The organism is Blautia acetigignens, from assembly GCF_025566865.1.
In the GTDB taxonomy this organism is placed as follows: Bacteria; Bacillota; Clostridia; order Lachnospirales; family Lachnospiraceae; genus Blautia_A; species Blautia_A acetigignens.
This window is the reverse complement of the sequence record NZ_JAOQJM010000001.1, coordinates 246,443-270,960: the sequence shown is the minus strand read 5'-3', so window position 1 is coordinate 270,960 and position 24,518 is coordinate 246,443. Positions and strand designations below refer to the sequence as shown.

Annotated in this window: 20 protein-coding genes and 1 pseudogene; 16 read left to right on the top strand and 5 right to left on the bottom strand. The window is 45.6% G+C overall.

The features are described 5' to 3' along the window. Nucleotides 1-12: 12 nt before the first annotated feature. Nucleotides 13-1,164, top strand: coding sequence for a 1-propanol dehydrogenase PduQ (locus OCV70_RS01200; RefSeq protein ID WP_021924668.1), 1,152 nt, complete (start codon nt 13-15; stop codon nt 1,162-1,164). A 187-nt stretch (nt 1,165-1,351) separates the two neighbouring features. Beyond that, a complete protein-coding gene (locus OCV70_RS01195) occupies nt 1,352-2,416 on the top strand; it encodes a cob(I)yrinic acid a,c-diamide adenosyltransferase (RefSeq protein WP_021924667.1) in 1,065 nt (354 codons plus the stop codon). Between the two features lie 111 nt (nt 2,417-2,527). Here the strand turns inward: OCV70_RS01195 and OCV70_RS01190 are convergent, their stop codons facing one another. From OCV70_RS01190 to OCV70_RS01180, 3 genes are all read right to left on the bottom strand, one after another. After that, nucleotides 2,528-2,788, bottom strand: a complete 261-nt coding sequence (locus OCV70_RS01190) for a heavy-metal-associated domain-containing protein (protein WP_021924666.1) — start codon at nt 2,786-2,788, stop codon at nt 2,528-2,530. Between the two features lie 29 nt (nt 2,789-2,817). Then, complete coding sequence (locus OCV70_RS01185; RefSeq protein WP_117850733.1) at nt 2,818-3,054, bottom strand: hypothetical protein; 237 nt, start codon at nt 3,052-3,054, stop codon at nt 2,818-2,820. A gap of 620 nt (nt 3,055-3,674) precedes the next feature. Beyond that, entirely contained in the window at nt 3,675-4,523 is an 849-nt protein-coding gene (locus OCV70_RS01180) for an AraC family transcriptional regulator (protein WP_021924664.1), read from the bottom strand. 244 nt (nt 4,524-4,767) lie between these two features. Between OCV70_RS01180 and OCV70_RS01175 the strand changes: the two genes are divergently transcribed. Next, a complete protein-coding gene (locus tag OCV70_RS01175) occupies nt 4,768-6,564 on the top strand; it encodes an L-fucose isomerase (RefSeq protein WP_262579033.1) in 1,797 nt (598 codons plus the stop codon). A gap of 229 nt (nt 6,565-6,793) precedes the next feature. Here the strand turns inward: OCV70_RS01175 and OCV70_RS01170 are convergent. Then, nucleotides 6,794-7,039 (bottom strand): annotated as a pseudogene (locus OCV70_RS01170) (transposase); the annotation flags it as partial. Between the two features lie 491 nt (nt 7,040-7,530). Between OCV70_RS01170 and OCV70_RS01165 the strand changes: the two are divergent. Then, entirely contained in the window at nt 7,531-8,733 is a 1,203-nt protein-coding gene (locus OCV70_RS01165) for a hypothetical protein (protein WP_262579030.1), read from the top strand. Nucleotides 8,734-8,845: 112 nt separating this feature from the next. On the opposite strand, the gene OCV70_RS01160 is transcribed toward OCV70_RS01165, so the two are convergent. Further along, on the bottom strand, nt 8,846-9,289 hold the full coding sequence (locus OCV70_RS01160; protein ID WP_021926662.1) for an RbsD/FucU family protein: 444 nt from the start codon (nt 9,287-9,289) through the stop codon (nt 8,846-8,848). A 253-nt stretch (nt 9,290-9,542) separates the two neighbouring features. Here OCV70_RS01160 and OCV70_RS01155 point away from each other — a divergent pair, with 253 nt between their 5' ends. The 12 genes from OCV70_RS01155 to OCV70_RS01100 all read left to right on the top strand — a co-directional run bounded on the left by OCV70_RS01155 (nt 9,543) and on the right by OCV70_RS01100 (nt 24,511). Then, nucleotides 9,543-10,391 (top strand): class II fructose-bisphosphate aldolase, encoded by an 849-nt coding sequence (locus OCV70_RS01155; RefSeq protein WP_021926663.1) that lies wholly within the window; start codon nt 9,543-9,545, stop codon nt 10,389-10,391. Between the two features lie 11 nt (nt 10,392-10,402). Next, a complete protein-coding gene (locus OCV70_RS01150; RefSeq protein WP_173767253.1) occupies nt 10,403-11,410 on the top strand; it encodes a LacI family DNA-binding transcriptional regulator in 1,008 nt (335 codons plus the stop codon). After that, nucleotides 11,407-12,921: a xylulokinase gene (xylB, locus tag OCV70_RS01145; protein WP_262579026.1), complete on the top strand. Its 1,515-nt coding sequence runs from the start codon at nt 11,407-11,409 to the stop codon at nt 12,919-12,921. Before OCV70_RS01150 ends, xylB begins: the two co-directional genes overlap by 4 nt. Nucleotides 12,922-12,935: 14 nt before the next feature. Beyond that, the gene (locus tag OCV70_RS01140; protein WP_117850720.1) at nt 12,936-13,985 is read left to right on the top strand and encodes a galactitol-1-phosphate 5-dehydrogenase; all 1,050 of its coding nucleotides are present in this window, start codon (nt 12,936-12,938) and stop codon (nt 13,983-13,985) included. Nucleotides 13,986-13,989: 4 nt separating this feature from the next. Further along, complete coding sequence (gene pfkB / locus OCV70_RS01135) at nt 13,990-14,919, top strand: 1-phosphofructokinase (protein ID WP_021926667.1); 930 nt, start codon at nt 13,990-13,992, stop codon at nt 14,917-14,919. A gap of 44 nt (nt 14,920-14,963) precedes the next feature. Continuing rightward, nucleotides 14,964-15,974, top strand: a complete 1,011-nt coding sequence (locus tag OCV70_RS01130; RefSeq protein WP_021926668.1) for an aldo/keto reductase — start codon at nt 14,964-14,966, stop codon at nt 15,972-15,974. A gap of 365 nt (nt 15,975-16,339) precedes the next feature. After that, the gene (locus tag OCV70_RS01125; RefSeq protein WP_195587185.1) at nt 16,340-17,962 is read left to right on the top strand and encodes a response regulator; all 1,623 of its coding nucleotides are present in this window, start codon (nt 16,340-16,342) and stop codon (nt 17,960-17,962) included. Beyond that, the gene (locus tag OCV70_RS01120) at nt 17,959-18,978 is read left to right on the top strand and encodes an FAD:protein FMN transferase (RefSeq protein ID WP_186900728.1); all 1,020 of its coding nucleotides are present in this window, start codon (nt 17,959-17,961) and stop codon (nt 18,976-18,978) included. The genes OCV70_RS01125 and OCV70_RS01120 overlap by 4 nt, the downstream gene beginning before the upstream one ends. 14 nt (nt 18,979-18,992) lie before the next feature. Then, complete coding sequence (locus tag OCV70_RS01115) at nt 18,993-20,804, top strand: sensor histidine kinase (RefSeq protein ID WP_021926671.1); 1,812 nt, start codon at nt 18,993-18,995, stop codon at nt 20,802-20,804. After that, complete coding sequence (locus OCV70_RS01110; RefSeq protein WP_021926672.1) at nt 20,791-21,783, top strand: substrate-binding domain-containing protein; 993 nt, start codon at nt 20,791-20,793, stop codon at nt 21,781-21,783. The genes OCV70_RS01115 and OCV70_RS01110 overlap by 14 nt, the downstream gene beginning before the upstream one ends. A gap of 218 nt (nt 21,784-22,001) precedes the next feature. Beyond that, nucleotides 22,002-22,979 carry an ABC transporter permease gene (locus tag OCV70_RS01105; protein WP_262579022.1) on the top strand — a complete coding sequence of 326 codons (978 nt, stop codon included), beginning with the start codon at nt 22,002-22,004 and terminating at the stop codon, nt 22,977-22,979. Between the two features lie 20 nt (nt 22,980-22,999). After that, nucleotides 23,000-24,511, top strand: a complete 1,512-nt coding sequence (locus OCV70_RS01100) for a sugar ABC transporter ATP-binding protein (RefSeq protein ID WP_117850711.1) — start codon at nt 23,000-23,002, stop codon at nt 24,509-24,511. The last annotated feature ends 7 nt before the right edge of the window (nt 24,512-24,518 follow it).

Sequence of the window (24,518 nt, the reverse complement as noted above, 5' to 3'; positions counted from 1 at the left end):
GAGCATTGAATTATGAAAACTTTTGAAATGAAAACAGTCATCCATTTTGGTGACAATTCCCTGGATAGACTGGCAGAACTGCCATACAAAAAAGTTCTGGTGATCACAGATCCATTCATCGCAAAAGGGGAAATGATCAATCTGATCACAGACCCATTGAAACGCGGTGGTAAGGAGTTTGAAGTATTCAGTGATGTTGTGCCGGATGCACCGGTAGGAAAAATTGCAGTAGGTGTAAAGAAGTTCCTGGAGTATCAGCCAGAGGTTGTAGTAGCTGTTGGAGGCGGTTCTGCAATTGACTCTTCCAAGGCAATCCGTGAGTTTGCCCTGAAGATCAACAATTACGGCAAGGTAGGTCTTATTGCAATTCCTACCACAAGTGGTACAGGATCTGAGGTTACCTCTTTTGCAGTTGTAAACGATACAGAAAATCATGTGAAATATCCGCTGATCTCAGACAGCCTGACTGCTGATGAGGCAATTTTGGATGCAGAGCTTGTAAAGAGTGTTCCGCCTTCCATTACAGCGGATACAGGTATGGATGTACTGACTCATGCCATTGAGTCATATGTAAGTATCAATCACAATGAATTTTCATCTGCTCTTGCAGAAAAGTCAATTGAAATCTGCGGAGTCTTTCTGTTAAGAGCTTACCTTGACGGCAGCGATATGCATGCCCGTCAGAAAATGCATGTAGCTTCCTGTCTTGCTGGACTTTCCTTTAATGCAGCAGGACTTGGAATTACACACAGTATGGCACATCAGCTTGGAGCTGTGTTCCACATTCCTCACGGCCGTGCCAATGCCATGCTTCTTCCTCATATTGTTGAGTTTAATGCAGACATTAACAAACACAGCAAGAGCCAGAAAGAATATCTTCCGGCAGTGAAGAGATATGCAAATATTGCTCATATTCTGGGTCTTAGCAATTACAACAAAGTAATGTCCGTCAGATCTCTTGTAAACTGGATCCAGTTCATGCAGAAGGAAATGAATATTCCGCTTACCATTCAGGAACTTGGAACCATTTCTCCTGATGAATATTTTGGAGCTATCGACAAGATGGCAGACGCAGCACTTGCAGACGCCTGCACACCTGCGAACCCGAGAGTTCCTACCAAGGAAGATATCGTAAAGATTTACAAGAAACTGTGGTCATTCTAAAAGCGGTATCGCCACAGGCGGTATTTTGATGAATGCAATGGGCTTAAGGCAGATACTTAACGGGTCTGTCTTAAGCCAGTTTATCAATTACACAGTGAGAAGCCTACCAGTATAGTGAACATCAGGCAACAGCTTAGGTTGTCTTATTTTCAGTGTACTGGTAACAAAAAGACCGGGAGAGTGCCATATGAGTATTTATACGAAAAGCGGAGACAAGGGAACCACCAATCTTGTCCATACCAAAAATGTTTCCAAATCGGATGACCGAATCCAGTTGAAGGGAACCATAGATGAGCTGACCAGCCATATCGGTGTGGTGAAAACCATGATAAGCGACGGGGATACTATCCGTTTCCTGGAGAAGATTCAGGAAAATCTTGTCAAAGTAACGGCAGGAGTGGCAGATCCTTATAACAGAGAATATAAGATCAACGATGATAAGACGGAGCTTTTGGAGGAAGAAATTGACCGTCTGGAAGGTTTGTTTCATTGTCCGAAGGATTCCGTTCTTCCGGGAGCCTGTCCTTTGTCTGCCCAGATTGATGTGACCCGTTCTGTTGCAAGAAGGGCTGAGCGCGCACTTGCAGCAGTAAGCGTAAAGTTCGGTACGGATTCCGGCAGTAAGAAATATATGAACCGTTTGGCTGACTATCTGTATGTGCTGGCAAGGTATGCCGATGCCAGTATGTCTGGGAAGGGATTATCTGGCGCAGCTGATCATGAGGCGCCAGGTACGCCCCTGTCTTCGAAAGAGAAGGCACAGCCGTCCGGCGGCGTTTCTTCTGATTCTGTAGATGAAGCCGTGATCCAGGCAGTTTTAAGACGTCTTGGTGTTTCCGGCAGAATTACACTGGACGGAGCCAAGAAGCTGATCGAGAAGATTGAGCAGGAAGCACTTCGCCGGGGCAAACGTGCAGTGATCGCAGTCTGTGGACCAGACGGAAATCCCATTGCAGTTCATGTAATGGACGGAGCATTTCTGGTAAGCTTTGATGTAGCACTTAAGAAAGCCTATACCTCCGTGGCAGTGAAGATGTCCACCATGGAGCTTTCCGCCCTTGCCCAGCCAGGAGGAACTTTTTACGGCGTAGATAAGATGGATGGAGGCAAGATTGTGATCTTTGGCGGCGGCGTCCCGCTGAAATCCGAAGATACCATTATCGGAGGACTTGGCATCAGCGGCGGCACAGGTGAAGAAGACCACAGCCTTGCAGAATACGGACTGTCTGTACTGCCTGAGATTCTGGGCTGAAGCTTATAGATGGATGATAGAATTGAGAATGGGAAGACCCTGCTTTTTTCTTTTATAAGAGCGTAAGCAGGGTCTTTTTATGGGGTTATTAATTATTATGGAAAAGAGGGCTTATTTTTTCAGGAAGGAAAAAAGACCCTTCTTTTTCTCGTAAGGAGATTTGGAGATGGAAAGCAGCTGATAACCGGTCTTATCGATGGTTTCCTTCAGCTTCTTCTCATCAAGATCTTTCTCAGTGAGGATGATGGTTTCTCCCTTTGCCTGGGAAGAGGTAACCTTTTTTACGGAAAAAGCATTTCGAATGCTTTCATTTACGTGAGATTCACACATTCCGCACATCATTCCGTCTATTTTTAAAGTATATTGCTGCATAATCGTTGTTCTCCATTCTGTAAATATTTTTAAGCTGTATAGTCAAATCCCTCGAAGGACAGTTCACAGTTTGCAATACGGCTGCAGATGTTTACTGCAGAATACATTACTACAGAAAATTCACCATCAATGGTGTCTACATGCAGATAACGTCCATCATCTGAAATTGAGGCAGTTTTCACATCGCCCCGCTCCGTAAGTTCTTTTAAGATTTCATTTGTCTGGTCTTTTGAAACAGCTTTTGATAAATGATATCGTCTTCCCATGATCTGACAGCTTCCCTTCTTCGTACTTTTGTTAGTATCTTCTAACTAAAACTATTATAGCACGTTTATTCCAAAAGAAAACGCTGCATATTGATAAAATATCTCAATAACAGCGGAAAATGACGGGAACGGCTGTCGATTTATAAGAGAATTTTACGACCGAATTTTATTGTAACAGACCAAAAACTTTGTTAGAATAGAGGAAACGAAAGAGAAAAACAAATTTCTGATTTTCTGCGGCGTTCTGCTGCAGTATGTGCGGACAGTTTTCTGCCATGGGCTACTCAGCCTGATCAGCAATCATTCCATCATCCATTTAACTCGAGACGCGCAGCATAAGGGTCCTGGAATAACCAGCCTGTATAACGAAAATACGATTTTTCGTGTCTGTACAGCAAAAGAAGATGCATAAAGTGCATCACCATAGCCCGCATGAAAATGCGGGAATAGTTCTCTGTCGTTTTCTTGCGGCGAAAAAAATCATATCTTCTACATATCTGGTGCTTTTTGAAAAAAGAATAAAGTTCTTTTTCACGGGCGGGGGTAAAGGTGCATTCCCGCCCGGCACAATTCCGAAAATCAATTTTGGCTTCAAGCTGTTCCCTGTTTTTCAAACTGGATCAGCTTTTTTTATATTTTCCAGGAGTGGTTCCCTTGTATTTCTTAAAAGTACGGATAAAATAACTCAGATCATTAAAGCCGTTGCGATAGGCAATATCCGTTATGGAATCGTCTGTGGTGGAAAGCTGGTAGCAGGCCTGCTCAATGCGCTGGCGGTTCAGATAGTCCATAGGAGTCTGATGGGTCATTTCCGAAAAGAAGCGGCAGAAATACTTGGGGGACATGGATACGGAATCAGACAGCTGCCCCAGGGTAAGAGGAGAAGCATAGTTCTTTTCAATAAATTCCACTACCTGCTTCAGCTGCAGGATCCTCTTGTAATCCCGGCGCGCTTTGGGCTGGCTGTCAAGGTAGTAATGATTACCAAAAACAATACCGAAAAAGTGGTAAAATTGTCCGATTACAGAAAGCTCATATCCAGGCTTTTTTTCATCCATAGACTGAAAAAGGGAATTTACTGCCGAAAGAACATCCGGATAACGCTGGTCAAAGTGGTGAAAAATCAGAATATCCTGGTGGACGATCTTCTGGATGTAATCCGCGCATACGGAATTCAGCTTCAAAAATACGTTCATATCAAAGACAATGCACTGATAGACACAATTGACAGGAATTCCGGAATGCAGGATTCCGCTGTGGACAAAAATCACATCACCCTGCACTGCTTTAAAACTTTTTTCGTCTAAAGTGACGGTAAATTCTCCGGTAAGAATGCGGATGATTTCATATTCCACATGCCAGTGGTAAGACATCACATATCTGGGATGGCTCTGGTCAATGTGGTGAAACTCAAAAGGAAACTCATAAGTCCCTCTGGGACGGTCTTCATTCTGATCTATAATCTGCAAAATCATTCCTCCTTCCGCAAATTTATTGAAATTTTGTCATTCCAACAGAAAAGGTGAATATTGTACTATTATTTGCTATTATAACACAAGTAATTTTCCAGAATCAATCATATAATGTAAGATATGAGAGGTTAAGGGAAATCAGAAGAATTGCTGAACCCTTGACAGCACCCAGGCGCAGAACCTGACGCAGAAAATGTTTATAAAAAGCAAATTTTATTTATAACAGGAGGTATGAACTACTATGGCAAAGAGCAGATTAATCGGAAGCTACCCTGTAATCGGTATCAGACCGACAATTGACGGACGTAGAGGAGCCCTCGACGTAAGAGGATCCCTGGAAGAGCAGACCATGAATATGGCCAAATCCGTTAAGGAATTATATGAGGCAAACTTAAAATATTCCAATGGCGAGCCTGTAAAGGTTGTAATCGCAGACAGCACCATCGGACGTGTTGGTGAGGCTGCTGCATGTGCTGATAAGTTCAGACATGAAGGCGTTGATATTACTGTAACCGTTACACCTTGCTGGTGCTACGGCGCAGAGACAATGGATATGGATCCACAGACCATCAAGGCTGTATGGGGATTCAATGCAACTGAGAGACCAGGTGCTGTTTACCTTGCATCCGTTCTTGCTACACATGCACAGAAGGGTCTTCCTGCATTCGGTATCTACGGACATGAGGTTCTGGATGCTGATGACACAGTAATGCCAGAAGATGTAAAAGAAAAAATGTTAAGATTCGGCCGTGCAGCTGTTGCTGTTGCAACCATGAGAAACAAATCCTGGCTGCAGATCGGTTCTGTTACAATGGGTATCGGCGGATCTATTATCGATCCTGATTTCATCGAGTCCTATCTTGGAATGCGTGTAGAGTCTGTTGACGAGGTTGAGATTATCCGCCGTATGACAGAGGGCATCTATGATCACGAAGAGTTCGACAGAGCAATGAAGTGGGCAAAAGAGAACTGCACCATCGGATTTGACAAGAACCCACCGGAACTTCAGATGACAGAAGAGCAGAAAGAAGAGCAGTTTGAGTTCGTAGTTAAGATGGCTGTTATCATTAAAGAGCTTATGAATGGATGCGACAATCTTGACCCGAAATTCTCAGAGGAAGCTATCGGACACAATGCACTTGCAGCTGGTTTCCAGGGACAGAGACAGTGGACAGACTTCTATCCGAATGGTGACTTTGCAGAAGCAATGCTGAACACATCCTTTGACTGGGATGGAGCAAGAGAGCCATACATCCTTGCTACAGAGAATGACGTACTTAACGGTCTTGGAATGCTGTTTATGAAACTTCTTACCGGACGTGCTCAGATGTTTGCTGATGTTCGTACCTACTGGAGTGCAAATGCAGTAAAACGTGTTACAGGATATGATCTTGAAGGCGTTGCAAAAGAAAACGATGGTATCATTCACCTGATCAACTCCGGTGCATGTTGCCTTGATGCTTCCGGTGTTGTGAAAGATGAGAACGGCAACGGCGTTATGAAAGAATGGTGGAATGTTACAGAGGAAGATCAGAAAGCAATCATGAAGGCTACTACATGGAATGCAGCTGATAACGGATACTTCCGTGGCGGCGGATTCTCCTCCAGATTCGAGACAAGAGCCACCATGCCGGCAACTATGATCCGTCTGAACCTTGTAAAAGGACTTGGACCGGTTCTTCAGATTGCAGAGGGCTGGACTGTAGAGCTTCCAGAGGATGTATCTGATACACTTTGGAAACGTACTGACTATACATGGCCATGCACATGGTTTGTACCGAGATGCGATGGCAAAGACGGTGCATTCAAGACTGCTTATGATGTTATGAATAACTGGGGTGCTAACCACGGTGCAATCTCCTATGGACATATTGGTGCAGATCTGATTACAATGTGCTCTATGCTGAGAATCCCGGTTTGCATGCATAACGTACCTGAAGCAGATGTTTTCCGTCCGGCAGCTTGGAATGCATTTGGAATGGATAAAGAAGGTGCAGACTTCAGAGCTTGCAAGAATTATGGACCTCTTTATAAATAATTAGCTTTTTATAATCGCCTTCTTTCTCCCCCCAAGACTTCGAAAGAAGGACGCGAAAGGGGCTGTCGCATTAGCAAATATTTTTTGCTGGGCGGCAGCCCTGCTTTAAGCCCAAATGGCATCGAAACTGGTTGTGGTTTCGATGCCATTCTCTATAAACACAGTTCATTCCCAGACATCCCTTTCGGCATGCCTTATTTCGAACTGTTTTATTTTCAACCATCTAAATCTATGCCGTCTTTAATGAAAAAAGATGACTTCCTGTTCTTCCGGTCTGAATCTTGCAATGAAGCTTATTGATATTTCGTCCCATTGCAAGAAGGATGCTCTCTGCCAGTGCATTCGCTTTTCCTCGGTACAGGTATCTCCGAAAATTCATGTCTTCTTTTACATCGGCAAAAGAACCTTCTGCCTGAATACTGCGGTTCATACGGAGCATCGTTCCATACTCACTTGTGATCCGTTCCAGATCTTCTGTCTGTTCCCCGCAATGAAAAGATAGTTTTCTTCACTTTCATATCCGGCATCTGCAACGATCTCTGAATACTTAAAGCCTAAGTGACTCTCCATATCTTTCAAAAAAGGGAAGTTCTTCGCATTCAGCCACAAAAGAAGTTAGTTTCGTGTATAACCGGGCCTGGTTTTTCGTAATAGCCCGTTTCCATGCCTTCCTGATATCCCGGCTTGAGTAGATTCGATTCATTGCTGCATAGATAACGAGTTTCAGCATCTGACGCGGCGTTGCCTGATTTTTTCTGATCCTGCCGTAAGTTTTATACAGTTCAGAAAAGTAGCATAAACTGATTATGCCACGAACGCCGGGCCTTTTGTCGTTCAAGAAGTAAAACCACTCTTATTCGGCTCGAATACTGGAAAAATAAAGAAAAAAGTGGTTGCAACTTCTTGGTGATGTGGTACAATAAAGACTAGCATAAAAAAGTATATAACAGGGAAAAGGGGACATTTATGAAGAAAAAGCTGGGATTGCTGCTGGCTGTGGTTCTCACCCTCTGTATGTCTGTAAGCGCTTTTGCAGATGCAGGGAAATCACAGCAGGTAGATTATAAAACCGATTATTATATGATTGTGGAATCACCGGACGGCGGAGTGGACATGTTTTCTGAGGCAAGTACTGACAGTCCGAAGCTGAACGATGAACTGATTCTTAATGGAACGGCTATCCATGTAGAAGGAGAGAGCAAGGACGATGCAGGAAACCTGTGGCTGTATACACAGCTTCACGGAATGTTTGGCTTCCTTGAAGAGAAATATCTGAAGCCAGCAACTCTTGCTGAGGCTGTTGCTTCCGAGCTTGCCCTGTATGGAAGTACAGATGTGAATTATGACATTACCGTAAATGCCAAGGAAGATGGTTCTGTTTCCCTTTACAAGGGACCTGGCAAGAAATATGGCACAGTATCCGGCGGCTGCAACATTGCCAACGGCGAGAAATTACATATTGACGTAGAAGTTGACACCGGCAAGGACGGCATCTGGGGCAAAACCACAGCAGGCGATGTATCTGGCTGGGTAGACATTGCACAGGCTACTAATACTGAGCAGAGCACTGTAGAACTGATTCCTGACACTGCGCAGGCAGCAGAAGAGACAGGTACAGCTGATGCAGCAGTGGCTGCAGATACGGATGAAACGAACACTGCAGGCAATGGATCAGAAGAGGCTGGAGCAGCTGACAATTCTGACGTGGCAGAGCCGCAGGCGGAAGATGGAATTGGTATGAATTCTGAGGATGATGCACAGGCTGTTGGAAAAGCTGCAGCAGACACTAAGGCAAAGGCAACTGCAACCCCAACTCCGAAGCCAACCAACACCCCAACTCCAGAACCAACCAATACCAGCACCCCGACCCCGGAACCAACTAATACAAGCACTCCAACTCCGGAACCAACTAATACAAGCACTCCAACTCCGGAGCCGACTAATACAAGCACTCCAACTCCGGAGCCGACTGAGACATCCGCACCTACAGAGAAGCCAACTGAGGCTGCCACTCCAACGGACAGTGCAGGACAGGAAGCATCCAGTGAGAATGTGGAGAAGACCTCTTCCGGCATGACATCACTGATCTGGATTCTAGTCGTTGTAATCATTATCGGAATTGCAGTTGTGATCTGGCTCCTTAAGAGAAACAAAAAAGACAATGATTAAGTAAATAAGAATACAAAATAAAAGCTCCGCCGGAATGAAAACGGCGGAGCTTTTTTGATAGGAGGCTGTTATAAAACAGCAGCAAGGCTGTATTTTTTCATAGAGTCTGGAATTAATTGTTGATAACAACACCTTTCTGAAGCATAACATTTGCGTAAACTGCCTTCTCACCTGTAGCGATGATGCAGTATGCTTTCTTGGCTTCTTCGTAGAATGCAAAGCGCTCAATATTTCCAACAGCGTCTGCACCGCGGTCGTCATGCTTGGAAACAATTTCCTTATAGGTATCCCAGATCGGGGTCTTAACTGGATCACCAGGCATAACTTCCATTAATGTTACCGGCTTCTCTACATAAGAATCAAGCGGGATAACAGTCAGGATCGCATCCAGAAGCTCTGGAACGCCATGTCCGTCACAGCGTACAACAACTGCATTCTTACCCATGGATTCTACAGGGAAGTTGCCGTCTGCGATTACAATACGGTCGCTGTGGCCCATCTCACATAATACCTTTAAAAGCTGTGGTGAAAGTATTTCCGGAATTCCTTTTAACATAATTTAATCTCCCTTCGTTCTTTCTCGGAGAACCGAAATCTGCCTGAAACATACTTCGGTTCCGAAAGTATTCTACTCTATAAATTACCCGTATTTAAACAACATTTCAAGTTAAAATTTTACGGAAAAAGATGAAATATTTACAGTTGACAGGAACTGGCAAAAGAGTTATTATGAACTCAAACGGAAACGTTTCGGTTTCTGAAAAAGCGAAAGCTTACAGCCTGTCCGGCACAGGCAGAAGGAGGAAAATATGCCACTTGTTACATCTAAAGAAATGTTACTGAAGGCTCAGCAGGGAGGTTACGCAGTCGGTGCATTCAATGCAGAGAATATGGAGATGGTGAAAGCAATCATCCAGGCTGCAGAGGAGCTGAAGGCACCGGTTATGATCCAGACTACCCCGTCTACCATCAAGTACGGAACTTTGGAGACCTATCAGGCAATCGTTGCAGCAGAAGCTGCCAAGGCTTCCGTTCCTGTATGCCTGCATCTGGATCACGGCAGCAGCTTTGACCTTGCGATGAAGGCTCTCAAGGCCGGATATACTTCTGTTATGATCGATGGCTCCAAGCTGGATTATGAGGGCAACATCGAGGTGAGCAAGAAGGTTGCTGATGTTGCAGCATCCATGGGAATTCCATGCGAGGCAGAGCTTGGCAAGGTTGGCGGTAAGGAAGACGATCTGGTTGCTGTAGCAGATACCAATACAGATCCGCAGGAAGCAAAGGAATTTGCAGAGCGTACAGGTGTTACCTCTCTTGCAGTTGCAATCGGTACTGCTCACGGATTCTATGTAGGAACACCAGTCCTTGATAAGGAGCGTTTAAGCGAGATCCGTAAGGTCGTAGATATTCCGTTAGTTCTTCATGGTGCTTCCGGACTTAGCGATGAGGACGTAATGGATTGTGTCAAGAGAGGAATCTGCAAGGTGAACTTTGCTACAGAGCTTCGTGCAGCATACTCCAAGGCAGTAAGAGAGACACTGGAAGATGAGAAGGTATTTGACCCGAAGGCATACGGCAAGGCTGGAATTGCAGCTGTGAAAGAGCTTGTAATGGCCCGTATGAAGGTTTGCGGCTGTGACGGCAAAGCTGAATAAGAGGCAGCCCTATGGCAGCGACGATGAAAGACATTGCCAGACGGACAGGTCTTGGTTTGGCAACGATCTCCTCTTATTTTAACGGGGGTAATGTAAGGGAGAAGAACCGCATCAAAATCGAAGAAGCCATCGAAGAATTACACTATGAAGTGAATGAGGTTGCCCGCGGACTGAAGACTAATGCCACGAAGACAGTGGGGGTGGTGATCCCGGAGCTGAATAACGTATTCTGCGCCGAGATCATCAGCGGCATGGAGGATATTCTGCGCAGTCATGGATATGCAGCCATTGTCTGTGACTGCAGGACCGATAAGAACCTGGAGAGGGAAGCTGTGGACTTTCTTACCAGGAAGCGCGTGGACGGAATCATCAATATGCCTGTGGATATGACAGGTTCCCATCTGAAAGAGTTTCAGAGAACTGGGAAGCCCATCGTGCTTATTGACCGTATGATCCAGGGACTTTCCTGTGACTGTGTGCTGGTAGATAATGAGATGGCTGCTGAGAAGGCAGTTACCATGCTGGTGGAGCAGGAGCATCATAAGATTGGGCTGATCGGCGGTCCGGATGAGATCTATACTGCCAGACAGCGTATGCTTGGATATATCAAGGCACTGAAGAAGCACGGCATTCCTGTTGATGAGAAGCTGATCTGTCACGGGGATTACACCATTCAGGGCGGCGTTCAGGCTGTGGAAGCCCTGGTGAAGGAGAATCCGGATATGACCGCAGTTTTTGTCACTAATTACGAGATGACTATGGGAGCTGTGATCGGATTGAATGAGATGGGAGTATCCCTGCCAGAGGAGATTTCCATGGTGGGCTTTGACAATCTTCCTTTTGCCCGGGCCTGTCGCCCGGCACTTACCATTGTATCCCAGCCCACAGAGAAGATTGCCCGCGAGACGGCCCAGCTGATGCTGGCACGCCTTGAGGGAAAGGAAGAACTTCAGGAGCCAGTGGTGCGGAAGCTTCAGACCGATATTTTTATGGGGAAATCCATAAGGAGACAAGGATGAGCAAGAACTATTTATTAGGAATTGATATTGGAACCAGTGCCTGTAAGGTGGCTGTGTTTGACAGAAACGGACAGGTAATGGCTTACGCAAATGGAGACTATCCTGTGTATTATCCCAGGGAGGGATGGGTTCAGCAGAATCCGGAGGAATGGTGGCAGGCTGTGTGCGGTGCCATAAAGGAATGCTTAAGCAAAGGAGAAATTTCCCCGGAGCAGATTGCAGGAGTGGGAATCGACGGACAGAGCTGGTCAGCCATAGCCATTGACAAGGATGGAAATGTGCTGACAGATACACCAATCTGGATGGACACCCGGGCACAGGAGATTTGTGACAGACTCAATAATGAAATTGGCAGCGAGAATATTTTTGAAGTTGCTGGTAATTCCCTTCAGCCTTCCTATGCTACAGCGAAGATTCTGTGGTATAAGGAGAACATGCCTGAAGTATACAGCAGAATCTACAAGATTCTTCAGTCCAACAGCTTTATTGCCTACAGGCTGACCGGTGCAGTGACACAGGATCTTTCCCAGGGATACGGACTGCATTGTTTTGATATGCGCACTGGTACATGGGATGCGCAGATGTGTGAGAAGCTGGGAATTCCAATGGAATTTCTTCCGGAAATCGTTCCCTGCGATCAGGTAGTAGGAACGGTAAATGAGAAGGCAGCAGCCCAGTGCGGACTTGCAGCAGGCACTCCGATAGTAGCCGGCGGTCTTGATGCAGCGTGCGGTACACTTGGAGCTGGCGTGATCCATCCTGGTGAGACACAGGAGCAGGGCGGACAGGCAGGCGGCATGAGTATCTGCACGGATACCTACAAGGCAGACCCAAGCCTGATCCTGGGATTTCATGTAGTGCCGGGAAAGTGGCTCCTTCAGGGAGGCACCACCGGAGGCGGCGGGGTTATGCGCTGGTTCGAGCGGGAGTTCGCAGATTTTGAGAGAAGCCGCAAGGAAGAGACAGGCAAGTCTTCCCTTGACCAGCTCAACCAGATTGCACAGGAAGTACCAGCCGGAAGTGAAGGTGTGGTATTCCTTCCTTATATGTCCGGAGAGCGTTCCCCAATCTGGAACCCATATGCCAAGGGTGTTTTCTATGGCCTTGATTTTTCCAAGACCAAGGGACATATGGTAAGGGCCTGTATGGAGGGCGTTGCATTTTCCCTTCGTCACAATCTGGAAGTGGCAGAGAAGGCTGGGGCTCAAGTGAAGGTGCTCCGTGCAATGGGCGGATCTGCCAATTCCCTTCTCTGGACCCAGATTAAGGCAGATATAACAGGCAAGGATGTAGTAGTGCCTGCTTCTGACACCGCGTCTACTTTAGGGGCTGCGATTCTTGCAGGAGTAGGTGTTGGATTTTATAAAGATTATGAGGAAGCGGTTTCCCTGACGGTCAAGGAGACAAGACGTCAACAGCCGGATCCTTCCAGGAAAGAAGTTTATGACAAGGCATACCGTACATACAGAGAACTTTATGACTCTCTGAAACATATGATGGTGCGGCAGTAAGGAGGTATTTTAAGATGAAAGCAGCAGCTGTAGTTGCAAATGAGGATGTTCAGTATCAGGAAGTGGAAGAGCCACAGGCAAAGCCAGGCTGGGTCAAAATTAAAGTAAAAGCTTCCGGTATCTGCGGATCCGATGTGCCGCGTGTACTGAATCACGGCGTTCATTTCTATCCTATCGTTCTGGGACATGAATTCTCAGGAGACGTTGTAGAGGTTGGAGAGGGCGTTACCAAAGTAAAAGTAGGCGACCGTGTATCCGGTGCACCTCTTCTTCCTTGTATGAAATGTGATGACTGCCAGAACGGAAACTTCTCCCTGTGCAAGCATTACAGCTTTATCGGCTCCAGACAGCAGGGAAGCAATGCGGATTATGTAGTAATTCCAGAGCAGAATGCCATTCCATTTGATCCATCTATTTCCTATGAGCAGGGAGCTATGTTTGAACCTTCTACTGTTGCCCTTCACGGACTTCTTCAGAATGATTATCAGGGCGGACAGTGTGTGGCAATTTTAGGATGCGGCACCATCGGAATCTTCACTATGCAGTGGGCGAAGATTTTCGGTTCCAAGAAGGTTGTAGTGTTTGATATCAGCCAGGAGCGTCTTGACCTTGCGAAACGTATGGGTGCAGACGCTGTAATCGATACCACCAAAGAGAACTATATGGAAGAGGCTATGGCAATTACTGGCGGTAAGGGCTATGGTTACGTATTTGAGACAGCAGGACAGGTTCCTACCATGCATATGGCATTTGAACTGGCTGCCAATAAGGCTCATGTATGCTTTATCGGTACTCCTCATGCTGACCTTACCTTTACACCGAAGCAGTGGGAGAACATGAACCGTAAGGAATTCAAGCTGACCGGTTCCTGGATGTCCTACAGTTCTCCATTCCCGGGCAAGGAGTGGGATCTTACCGCACACTATTTTGCAACCGGACAGTTGAAATTTGACCCGGGATTTATCTATCGCAAGATGCCTATGAGCCAGGCGCAGGAAGCCTTCCAGCTTTATAAGACACCAGGTCTTGTAAAAGGCAAGATTCTTCTGATGAACGAGGACTGAGCATATGATACTGACAGTAACATTAAATGCTGCAATTGATAAGCGCTATGTAGTAGAGGGCTTTCGCACCGGCGAGGTAAATCGTGTGAAAGAGTGCACCTATGTACCGGGCGGCAAGGGACTGAATGTGTCCAAGCCAGCTTCCATCTATGGAGCAGAGGTAGTGGCTACCGGATTTGCGGGGGGCCACGCTGGTGCCTATATTGAGGATGCACTGAAGCCTTTTGGAATCAGGAGTGCTTTTTACCATGTGGATGCTGAGAGCAGATCCTGCATCAATATCTGGGATGAAGTGAATCAGGTACAGACCGAATTCCTGGAACCTGGATTCACTTTGACAGAGGAGGATTTCGCTGGTTTTGAGGCGAAGTTTCGCCAGCTGGTTCAGGAAGCCAAGGTAGTAGCCATGTCGGGAAGTGTTCCCAAGGGACTGGACGGAACTGCATATCAGCGCCTTGTAAAAATTGTGAAGGATGCTGGAATTCCAGTGATCCTGGACACCAGCGGCAAGCTTCTTGAGATGGGAATTGAGGCTATTCCTACCATGATTAAGCCAAATATTGATGAAATCCGTATGCTTACGGGCAAACGCTGTGATGATATTTCCGAGATTATCGAAGCTGCCAGGGCAATCCACGAGAGAGGCGTGAAGATCGTGGCTGTTTCCCTTGGTGCAGACGGATCCCTTGCAGTGGGAGATGATGGAATTTTCCGTGCCCGTGTTCCGAAAATAGATGCAGTGAATACAGTAGGATGCGGCGATTCCATGATCGCAGGCTTTGCCCTTGGTTTGTCCAAGGGACTCCCGTTAGAGGAGACCCTGCGTCTTGCAAGCGCAATCTCCGCGGCAGCAGCCATGAGAGAAGAGACCGGATTTTTCGTAATGGAAGATATGGAGAAGCTGCTGCCTCAGATTGAGATTACCAGACTGTAATAATAAATATAAAAAATGTGCGAAATGTTAAGGAGGATAAAAAGATGACAATGATCGATCCGGCAATTGTTCCGCAGAGAACACTTTATACTGGCGCGAAGTTGCCAGCAGTAGGAATGGGAACATTTGGAAGTGACCATGCAGATGCAGATGCTGTTTCCGCAGCAGTGGCTGGCGCAATCCGTGTAGGTTACCGTTCCTTTGACTGCGCTGCCTGCTATGGCAACGAGGATATGATCGGACAGGTTTTTGCTGACGCGTTTGCAGAAGGTGTTGTAAAAAGAGAAGATCTGTTCATCGCATCCAAGGTATGGAATGACATGCATGGTGATGGAGATGTACTGATTGCCTGCGCTAAGACACTGAAGGACCTGAAGCTGGATTATCTGGATATGTACTATGTTCACTGGCCATTCCCGAACTATCATGCACCTCACTGCGATGTGGATTCCAGAAACCCTGATTCCAAGCCATTTACAGTAGAGCGTTTCATGAAGACCTGGCGTCAGATGGAGCGTCTGGTAGACATGGGCCTGACCAAGCACATTGGTATGTCTAATATGACCATTCCGAAGCTTGAGGCAGTTCTTCCTCTTTGCAGAATTAAGCCAGCCGCAATTGAGATGGAGCTTCATCCATGCTTCCAGCAGCCAGAGCTGTTTGAGTACTGCCAGAAACAGGGCATTGAAGTAGTTGGATTCTGTCCAATCGGTTCCCCGGAGCGTCCGGAGCGTGACAAGATGCCAGAGGATATTGCAGATATTGAGCTGCCAGAACTGAAGGCAATTGCTGAGGCACATGGCGTTCATCCGGCAGTAATCTGCATCAAATGGGCAGTACAGAGAGGCATTTCTCCGATTCCGTTCTCTTTGAAGGAGAAGAACTACACTATGAACCTGAAGTGCGTAACAGAAGATCCGCTGACAGATGCGGAGATGGAGACAATCCGTTCCTTAGATAAGAACAACCGTCTGATCAAGGGTCATGTATTCCTGTGGGAAGGCGCCAAAGACTGGCACGACCTGTGGGATGAGGACGGCGTTATTGTGAAATAACGCACATCTTGCAGAAAGCCTTTTTCAAACACACTCTAGGAAAACAATAAGATTTCATACAAAAGCTGCAAAGTCCTTGAAGCAAGGGACAACTTTGCAGCTTTTGCTGCCCAATAGCACGTTTCTCGATGCCAGGAAAGACAAATCTTCTTGTGTAATGCGCAAGAAGCAGCGCTTGCTACGCAAACTTAATTCTCGGGTTTTCTGTGAATTTCACATACTCTTAGTTGTTTGGTTTGCATAATGATATGGCATGTGATAATATGATATTTGGTAAATGTTTTGAGGAAATATGGTACAGACCGGCACCGGGGGGAGCCGATCAGATACATACGAATAACAGACAGAAAGGGAAAGCAAAAACTATGTATCGAATTTTACTTGTTGATGATGAAATCCTGGTACGAGATGCGATTAAGGAGAATATTGATTGGAAATCCATGGATTGCGAACTGGTGGGGGACTGCGAGAACGGGAAGCAGGCCGCTGATTTTGTGAAGACTCATCCGGTGGATATTGTTCTTACCGATATTCTCATGCCATATATGGATGGCATGGAATTAAGTCATTTTCTCCACGATAATTATCCGGAAATTGTGATTGTGATCTTCAGCGGTTTCGGGGAATTTGAGTATGCCAAGAAGGCAATCCAGTATAATGTAAGTGAATATATGCTCAAGCCGGTTACCGCCATGGAGCTTCGGGAAGTCATCGGTAAAATGAAGGAGAAGGTTGACCAGCAACGCAAAGAGAAGGAGAAATTAGAATCTCTGACCAAAACCTCTCAGGACTACCATAAGAATGCCCTCGTGATCCGCTCCAAAGCCATTGAGGCACTGGTTGGCTGTACCAGAGATGTTCAGAAAAGCCTGGATGAACTGGCAAAGATGGGGATTTACATGGACAGCTCCTCCTACCGGGTAGCTGTATTTGATATGGATCTGTTTTCTGAGATTCATGAGATTGATATGGAGAAACGGCAGGAAAGTGCCCTGATGGCATTTGTTCTGTTTAATGTGGCAGATGAAATCGTAACCGGAAGAGGAGCTGGAATTGCATATCAGGAAGGCAATAACCGGGTGTGCATTCTCTTTATGGGAGATCATTGCAGGGGATTTTCCCAGGAAACCCATGAAATCTGTGAAGAAATTCAGAATAAAGTAAAAGAAGTAATTGGAATCGAGGTTTCTGCCGGAATTGGAGGCTGGGTTAAAAATCCAGAAGAGCTGATCCATTCCCACGAGCAGGCAGAGAATGCAATTGGACTCCGTTACCTGTTAGGCGGTAATCTTCTGATTGACACAGAAGAACAAAAAGAGGAAAGAAGCCTTTCCCTACAGCAGTCATTAAATGAAATGACAAATGGAATCCGAAATGGGAATCTTCAGGCAGTAAACCATGCCCTGTCTGACATGAAAGAAAAAATTAAAAATGCAAGAGCAGACAAAAGCCAGGCATGTGTGTGCCTTCAGATGATCCTGCGTCATGCGGGAAGCTGCTGGGAGTCTGTGACCTCTGGCGGTGAAGACCTGTTTCACAAAAGAGAGCTGTTGATGGGCAAGGTGACCGAACAGAAGACCTTTGATGAGGCTTTTTTACTGGCCGAGAATTATGTGCATGAAGTATTTGAGAGATGTTCCTCCATGAACAGCTCCAGCGGACAGAAGCAGGCCGTGCTTGCAATGGAATACATCCGCGCACATTATATGGAACAGGAATTAAGCCTGAATGATATCTGTTCCTACCTGAACATCAGTACCAGCTATTTCAGTACTATTTTTAAGGAAGCCACAGGCGGAACGTTCCTGGAATTTCTCAGCCGCATCCGAATGGAGAAGACCAAGGAGCTTCTGGAGCAGACAACCTTGAAGAACTATGAGATTGCAGAGATGGTAGGATTTTCCGACCCTCATTATTTCAGTATTTCCTTTAAGAAAATGACAGGCAAGACACCGACAGAATATGCAAGGGAAAAAAGATCTGTATGAAAAAACGTTTGGTGATGATAGCTGGCGTGTGCGTATGTACACTGATCGCAGCGGCAGGCTTGTATCAGAATTACAGCAAAAATGAAAAATACCAGAAACAGCTGTTTGCCATGGACACTTATATGGAGTTTACCGCATATGGCAGGGGCGGTCAGCAGGCAGTAGAAAAGGCAGCAAAGGAAGTGCAGAGACTGGATGCACTTTTATCAGCACAAAATGAAGAAAGCCAGGTATATGCCCTGAATCAGCGGGGCAGTCTTGAGGTTTCAGATGATCTGGCAGAGATTATCCAGCGCGGGAAAGAAATCTTCCAGGAGACAGACGGCCTTTTTGACGATACGATTTATCCTCTCATGGAGCTTTGGGGCTTTCCTACTGGGGAGTATCATGTTCCATCCGGGGAAGAGATTGAGAACCTTCTTCCTGATGTGGATGGAGGAACGGTAGAAATAAGCGGCAATACCGTAACTCTTGGAGAAGGCCAGCAGATTGATCTTGGAGGAATTGCCAAGGGCTATACAGGAGAAAAACTGACCGAAATTTTTCAGGGATATGGAGTTTCTTCTGCGATGGTGTCCCTGGGCGGAAATATCCAGGCTATAGGGACGAAGCCAGATGGCAGCAGCTGGAGAGTGGGAATTCGTGATCCCAAGGGCAGCCAGCAGGATTATGCAGGGGTTCTTCAGGTGCAGAATGAAGCGGTTGTAACCTCCGGCGGCTATGAGCGGTATTTTGAGGAAGATGGCAGGACCTACATCCATATTATAGATCCGAGGACTGGATATCCGGTAGAGAACGATCTTTTATCCGTGACTATTGTGTCCCCGGATGGAACGCTTGCAGACGGACTTTCTACAGCCCTTTATATTATGGGCTATGATAAGGCGGTTCAGTTCTGGGAGCAGCACCAGGATGAATTTGATGTGATTTTGATTACTGCAGATGAACAGATTCACGTCTCGAAGAAGCTTCAGGACAGTTTTCAGTCAGACAAGAACTGGGAGACGATTGAGTAAGCAGGGAGAGATCCATGAATAAAAAGAACAGAAATACAAACTTCGCCATAGGATTCAAGAGTATTCAGAGCACCATATTTGCAGCAGTCTCTGTTCTGGTTCTTTGTGCCGTGATCGTGGCTACTTTTGTTTCCGTAAGATACACCAATTCTGCGATTTATGAGAATTCCGCAATCTACACCCAGACCATTATCAAACAGCTGAACCAGAACATTGATTCTTACATTACTTACATGGACAATATCGATTCTGTTATTGCCAAGAGCCAGGATGCCTACCAGCTTTTGTATCAGAAAATAGGGGAAGACGATGCAGTAAAGGAAGGCCACAAAAAACGTCTTCTGGAACAGTTCAGCACCATTCTGAAGGGCCGCGGAGATATCTGCAATATTGGAATCGTTCAAAAAGACGGGGTTATGCTGATAAACAGCGGCTACCAGGCCATTAACCCGGATCTGGATCTGTCTACACAGGAATGGTACACAAATGCAGTGGACAATTACAATCAGTATAATCTCACTTCTTCCCATGTGCAGCATGTGATCAAGGGGCAGCGCCCGTGGGTGATCACCTTAAGCCGGGAGGTCCATAATTTCTACGGCACAGGGAACAGTGACGGTGTGGTATTTATTGACTTGAATTACAGCGCCATCAGTGAGCTGTGTGACCAGAACAGCATTGGTGACAAGGGATACGTGTTTATTCTGGATCAGGACGGAAACATTGTTTATCATCCCAGCCAGCAGCAGCTTTACAATGAGCTGCAGACAGAGAACATCGATATTGTTATGAATGCGGATTCTGATACCGTGGTCACAGGCGAGGGGGATGATGAGAAGGTTTATACTTTTTCCCATTCTGACATTACAGGCTGGACTGTTGTAGGCTGCATGAATATGGCAGAGCTGTTAAAGAGCAGCAGGGAAGCCAACAATATTTACGTCATGACTGCAATTGTGCTGATTGCCATTGCCATGCTGATTTCAAGCTTTGTAGCCAGAAGCATTACCCTTCCCATCCAGAAGCTTCGTGATTCCATGGAGAAGGTGCAGGAAGGAGACTTTAAGGCAGCAGATGTCGTGATTCCTTCTAAGAATGAGATTGGCAGCCTGACCACATCCTTTAATGTAATGACACACAAGATCGAGGACCTGATGGCACAGAACGTACATGAACAGGAGCAGAAGCGAAAGAGTGAGCTGAAAGCTCTTCAGTCCCAGATCAACCCTCATTTTTTGTATAACACATTGGATTCTATTATCTGGATGGCAGAGGGAAAGAAATATGAAGATGTTGTGCTTATGACGGCTTCTCTGGCAAGGCTTTTGCGCCAGAGCATCAGCAATGAGGATGAGACTGTTCTCATCGGCCAGGAAATCCAGTATGTAAAAAGCTACCTGACCATCCAGAAAATGCGCTACAAGGATAAGCTGGAATTCGAGATTCACGTAGATCCTTCTATTATGAATACCCACATTGTGAAGCTAACACTGCAGCCCATTGTGGAGAATGCCATTTATCATGGCCTGAAATACAAGGAGACAAAGGGAATACTTCGGGTAACCGGATACCAGAGAGGTCAGGAGGCAGTGCTTGAGGTTTCCGATGACGGCGTAGGAATGGATGAGGAGACCTTAAAACATATTTTTGAGAAGCATAAAGTAAATTATCGTTCCAATGGAGTGGGAGTGTACAATGTGCAGAGAAGGCTCTCCATGTACTATGGAAAGGATTATGGTCTGCGCTATAAGAGTGAGAAGGGCAAAGGAACTACGGTCACAGTGGTAATTCCCATGGAGCAGGAGGAACATGATGAAGAAGCGTAAACAATGGATTTTGCTGTTTTGCATCGCACTGACTGTCTGTCTTGCTTCCGGGGCGATGCTGTATGTCCGGCAGAAAAACAACAATAAAAAATGGTCCCTGATCTATATTCCCAAGACTGAAGACGGAACCAATGACTTCTGGACCTCCTTAATTTCCGGCACAAGGATGGCGGCTCAGGAATGCGGAGCCTCCCTTACCATTCTGGCACCGGAGCGGGAGCAGGATGTGGAGCGCCAGAATGAGTTTCTGGCAGAGGCCATTGAAGAGAATCCAGATGCTATTTTATTTTCTCCGTCCAGTTTTGATGCATCCGATGAGCTTTTGCAGGAAGCAAAGGAAAAAGGAATTAAGATCACATTTATAGATTCCTACACAGAAAGCAATATTCAGGATATGACAGTTGCTACAGATAATCTGGAAGCCGGAAAGCTTCTTGGAGAATATGCAAGGACTCTTCTGAATGAGAATTCCAGGATTGCCATTGTCAGTCATGTAAAGGGCGTATCTACTGCTGTAGAAAGAGAACAGGGATTTCGGGAAGGGCTTGGAGATTACAATAAGAATGTGGTGGAAGTGGTATACTGCAATTCTCTGTTTGATAAGGCATCTCAGCTTACAGAGGCTCTCATAGAAAAGTATCCGGATCTGGAGATGGTTGCCGGCATGAATGAGTACTCTGCTGTCGGCGCGGCAAGAGCGGTGCAAAAGTGCGGAAAAGAGGGGGAAATTCAGGTGGTGGGTGTGGACAGCTCCCAGGAAGCAGTTCAGCTTATGGAAAAAGGTGTTTTCAAGGGAATTGTGGTCCAGAAAGCTTTTAAAATGGGATATCTGGGCGTAATGGAGACTGTGCGCATGCTTAAAGGAAAACCATATGATGAGAATGTAAATTCCGGCTGCCAGCTGGTAACACCGGAAAATATGTATTCCAGTGAAATCGAAAAGTTGATTTTTCCTTTCAATGTATTAGGGGCAGATTAAAATAGTATAACTGTTCATATTTTCCGTAAAAGGTTAAATATTTATGGCCATACCGTAAATATTTAACCTTTTTCTGTAAAATATTCTATTACAATTGTGCAGGATTCACGTTATTATATAGAAAACGCAGAGAGTGCGAAAACGTTGCTGCTCACAGATAAGGTTCGTAAAGCTTATGAAAAAGTGGACGGCAGCAAAAACTTAAGGAGGGTGAAAAGTTGGAAAAGTTAAAACAAAATCCAATTGTGAAAAAGCTCGGCCTGAACAGAATCCTGCTTGTATGTATTCTGGTTCTCATGTTCGTAGTTTTCAAGGCAGTACTCGGAAGTAAATTCCCGGTTGGCGACAGTATCAAGTCCACCTTGAACTATGTATACTTCCTGGGCTTCTTATCACTTGGAGTAACATTTGTAATTGCGACAGGAGGAATCGATTTCTCCATTGGACCGGTTATGTTCTGCTGTGCACTGGTTTCCGGTTACTGCATGACATCTTATGGAGTTCCCTGTGCGGCTGCTATGGTACTTTGCGTACTTATCGGTCTTGCATTTGGTACCTTCAATGGCTGGCTGGTATCTTATATGTCAGTTCCGCCATTTATCGTTTCCATGGCATCTATGAACATTGCAAAAGGTATTGCTTCTGTATTTACCAAAACTCAGTCAGTCAGCTGGCCACAGAGTTCTGATCCGGTGAACGGATGGTTCCGTAATATTACTTCTTATAACGGATTCCCGGTTGGTCTTGTGATTTTCCTTGCAATGGCTGTGATTTGCGGATTGGTTCTTTATAATACAAAGCCTGGCCGTTATATCCTTTGCCTTGGATCCAACAGTGAGGCAGTTCGTCTTTCCGGTGTTAACACCAGAAAATGGAGAATGCTTGCTTATATGATCTGCGGATTCCTGGTAGGAATCGGAGCACTGTTCTTCGTAGCAACTTATACAACCGTTCAGCCAGGATATGGCGATCAGTATAACAACGAGGCAATTGCAGGCTGTGTAATGGGTGGTACATCCATGGTTGGTGGACTTGCTTCCATCGGCGGTACTGTAATTGGTGTGTTCATCATCTCTCTTCTTCAGCAGGGAATCATGGCATTTGGTCTTGGTAAAGGACAGCAGATGATCATCACTGGTATCATTGTTATTGTAGCAGTTTACGCTGACGTTTCTGCAAGACGCAGAAAGAACTGATCATAAGGGAGGATTCGACAATGGGTGAAGTTATTTTAACTATGAAGGATATTGATAAGTCCTTTCCTGGAGTTCATGCCCTGGATCATGTTAATTTCGAGGTGAAACGCGGTGAAGTACATGCACTTATGGGAGAGAACGGAGCCGGAAAGTCTACACTGATGAAGGTGCTTACCGGTATTTATCAGAAGGATTCCGGAACAATTACATATAAAGGCAAAGAAACAGAATTTCACAATACCCGTGAAGCTCAGGATGCCGGAGTTGTAATCGTACATCAGGAATTGAATATGATCGGAGATCTGACAGTTGCACAGAATATTTTTATCGGACGTGAGCCGAAAAAAGGTATCCGTGTAGATGACAAGAAGATGATCGAGGATTCCAAGAAGCTGTTCCAGGATTTGAATATTGAAATTGATCCAAGAGAGAAAATGAGCAACCTTACCGTTGGTAAGCAGCAGATGTGCGAGATCGCAAAAGCGATTTCCCACAAAGCAGAGGTTATCATCTTTGATGAGCCTTCCGCAGCTCTTACTGAGAAAGAGATTGCAGATTTATTTGAGATCATCAAGGATCTTCGTAAGAAGGGACTTGGTATCGTATATATCTCACATCGTATGGATGAGATTAAGGTTATTACAGACCGTGTAACTGTCATGCGAGACGGTGGTTATGTAGGAACTCTGATCACAGCTGAGAGTTCAAAAGAAGATATCATCAATATGATGGTTGGCCGTGTTATTTATGAAGATCCGAAGGAACACAGCATGGTTGCTCCTGATGCACCTGTAGTTCTTAAGGTTGAGCATCTGAACGCAGGTAAGATGGTTCAGGATGTAAGCTTCGAGCTTCATAAAGGTGAAATCCTTGGCTTCTCCGGTCTTATGGGTGCTGGACGTACTGAGACCGCAAGAGCACTGTTTGGTGCTGATCCGAAGCAGAGCGGTACGATTTCCATTATGGATAAATCAGGACAGCTTCGCGAGGTTACCATCAACAGCCCACAGGATGCAGTTAAATATGGTATTGGTTATCTGTCTGAGGACAGAAGAAGATATGGTGTTGTTGTTCAGAAATCTGTAACAGAGAATACTACTCTGGCTACAATGGAAGAGTTCTGCAATGGTTTATTCATCAATAAGTCCAAAGAGAAAAAAGTCACAGAGAAGTATGTCAAAGAGCTTGCAACAAAAACACCTACCACAGATCAGCTGGTTGTAAATCTTTCCGGTGGTAATCAGCAGAAGGTAGTTATTGCAAAATGGCTTACCCGTGACAGTGAAATCCTGATCTTCGATGAGCCAACCAGAGGTATTGACGTTGGCGCCAAGAACGAGATTTACAAATTAATGAGTAAACTTGCAGCAGAAGGAAAATCCATTATTATGATTTCTTCTGAAATGACAGAGATTCTCCGAATGAGTGACCGTATCATCATCATGTGCGAAGGTAAAGTAACAGGAAATATTGATATTTCCGAAGCAACCCAGGAGCGCATCATGGATAAGGCTACACGGAATATCGAATAAGGAGGGC

Bases quoted from the DNA above. Each gene is read 5' to 3' on its own strand.
- OCV70_RS01200 (WP_021924668.1), top strand. From the start codon at position 13: ATGAAAACTTTTGAAATGAAAACAGTCATCCATTTTGGTGACAATTCC.
- OCV70_RS01195 (WP_021924667.1), top strand. From the start codon at position 1,352: ATGAGTATTTATACGAAAAGCGGAGACAAGGGAACCACCAATCTTGTC.
- OCV70_RS01190 (WP_021924666.1), bottom strand. From the start codon at position 2,788: ATGCAGCAATATACTTTAAAAATAGACGGAATGATGTGCGGAATGTGT.
- OCV70_RS01185 (WP_117850733.1), bottom strand. From the start codon at position 3,054: ATGGGAAGACGATATCATTTATCAAAAGCTGTTTCAAAAGACCAGACA.
- OCV70_RS01175 (WP_262579033.1), top strand. From the start codon at position 4,768: ATGGCAAAGAGCAGATTAATCGGAAGCTACCCTGTAATCGGTATCAGA.
- OCV70_RS01165 (WP_262579030.1), top strand. From the start codon at position 7,531: ATGAAGAAAAAGCTGGGATTGCTGCTGGCTGTGGTTCTCACCCTCTGT.
- OCV70_RS01160 (WP_021926662.1), bottom strand. From the start codon at position 9,289: ATGTTAAAAGGAATTCCGGAAATACTTTCACCACAGCTTTTAAAGGTA.
- OCV70_RS01155 (WP_021926663.1), top strand. From the start codon at position 9,543: ATGCCACTTGTTACATCTAAAGAAATGTTACTGAAGGCTCAGCAGGGA.
- OCV70_RS01150 (WP_173767253.1), top strand. From the start codon at position 10,403: ATGGCAGCGACGATGAAAGACATTGCCAGACGGACAGGTCTTGGTTTG.
- xylB (WP_262579026.1), top strand. From the start codon at position 11,407: ATGAGCAAGAACTATTTATTAGGAATTGATATTGGAACCAGTGCCTGT.
- OCV70_RS01140 (WP_117850720.1), top strand. From the start codon at position 12,936: ATGAAAGCAGCAGCTGTAGTTGCAAATGAGGATGTTCAGTATCAGGAA.
- pfkB (WP_021926667.1), top strand. From the start codon at position 13,990: ATGATACTGACAGTAACATTAAATGCTGCAATTGATAAGCGCTATGTA.
- OCV70_RS01130 (WP_021926668.1), top strand. From the start codon at position 14,964: ATGACAATGATCGATCCGGCAATTGTTCCGCAGAGAACACTTTATACT.
- OCV70_RS01125 (WP_195587185.1), top strand. From the start codon at position 16,340: ATGTATCGAATTTTACTTGTTGATGATGAAATCCTGGTACGAGATGCG.
- OCV70_RS01120 (WP_186900728.1), top strand. From the start codon at position 17,959: ATGAAAAAACGTTTGGTGATGATAGCTGGCGTGTGCGTATGTACACTG.
- OCV70_RS01115 (WP_021926671.1), top strand. From the start codon at position 18,993: ATGAATAAAAAGAACAGAAATACAAACTTCGCCATAGGATTCAAGAGT.
- OCV70_RS01110 (WP_021926672.1), top strand. From the start codon at position 20,791: ATGAAGAAGCGTAAACAATGGATTTTGCTGTTTTGCATCGCACTGACT.
- OCV70_RS01100 (WP_117850711.1), top strand. From the start codon at position 23,000: ATGGGTGAAGTTATTTTAACTATGAAGGATATTGATAAGTCCTTTCCT.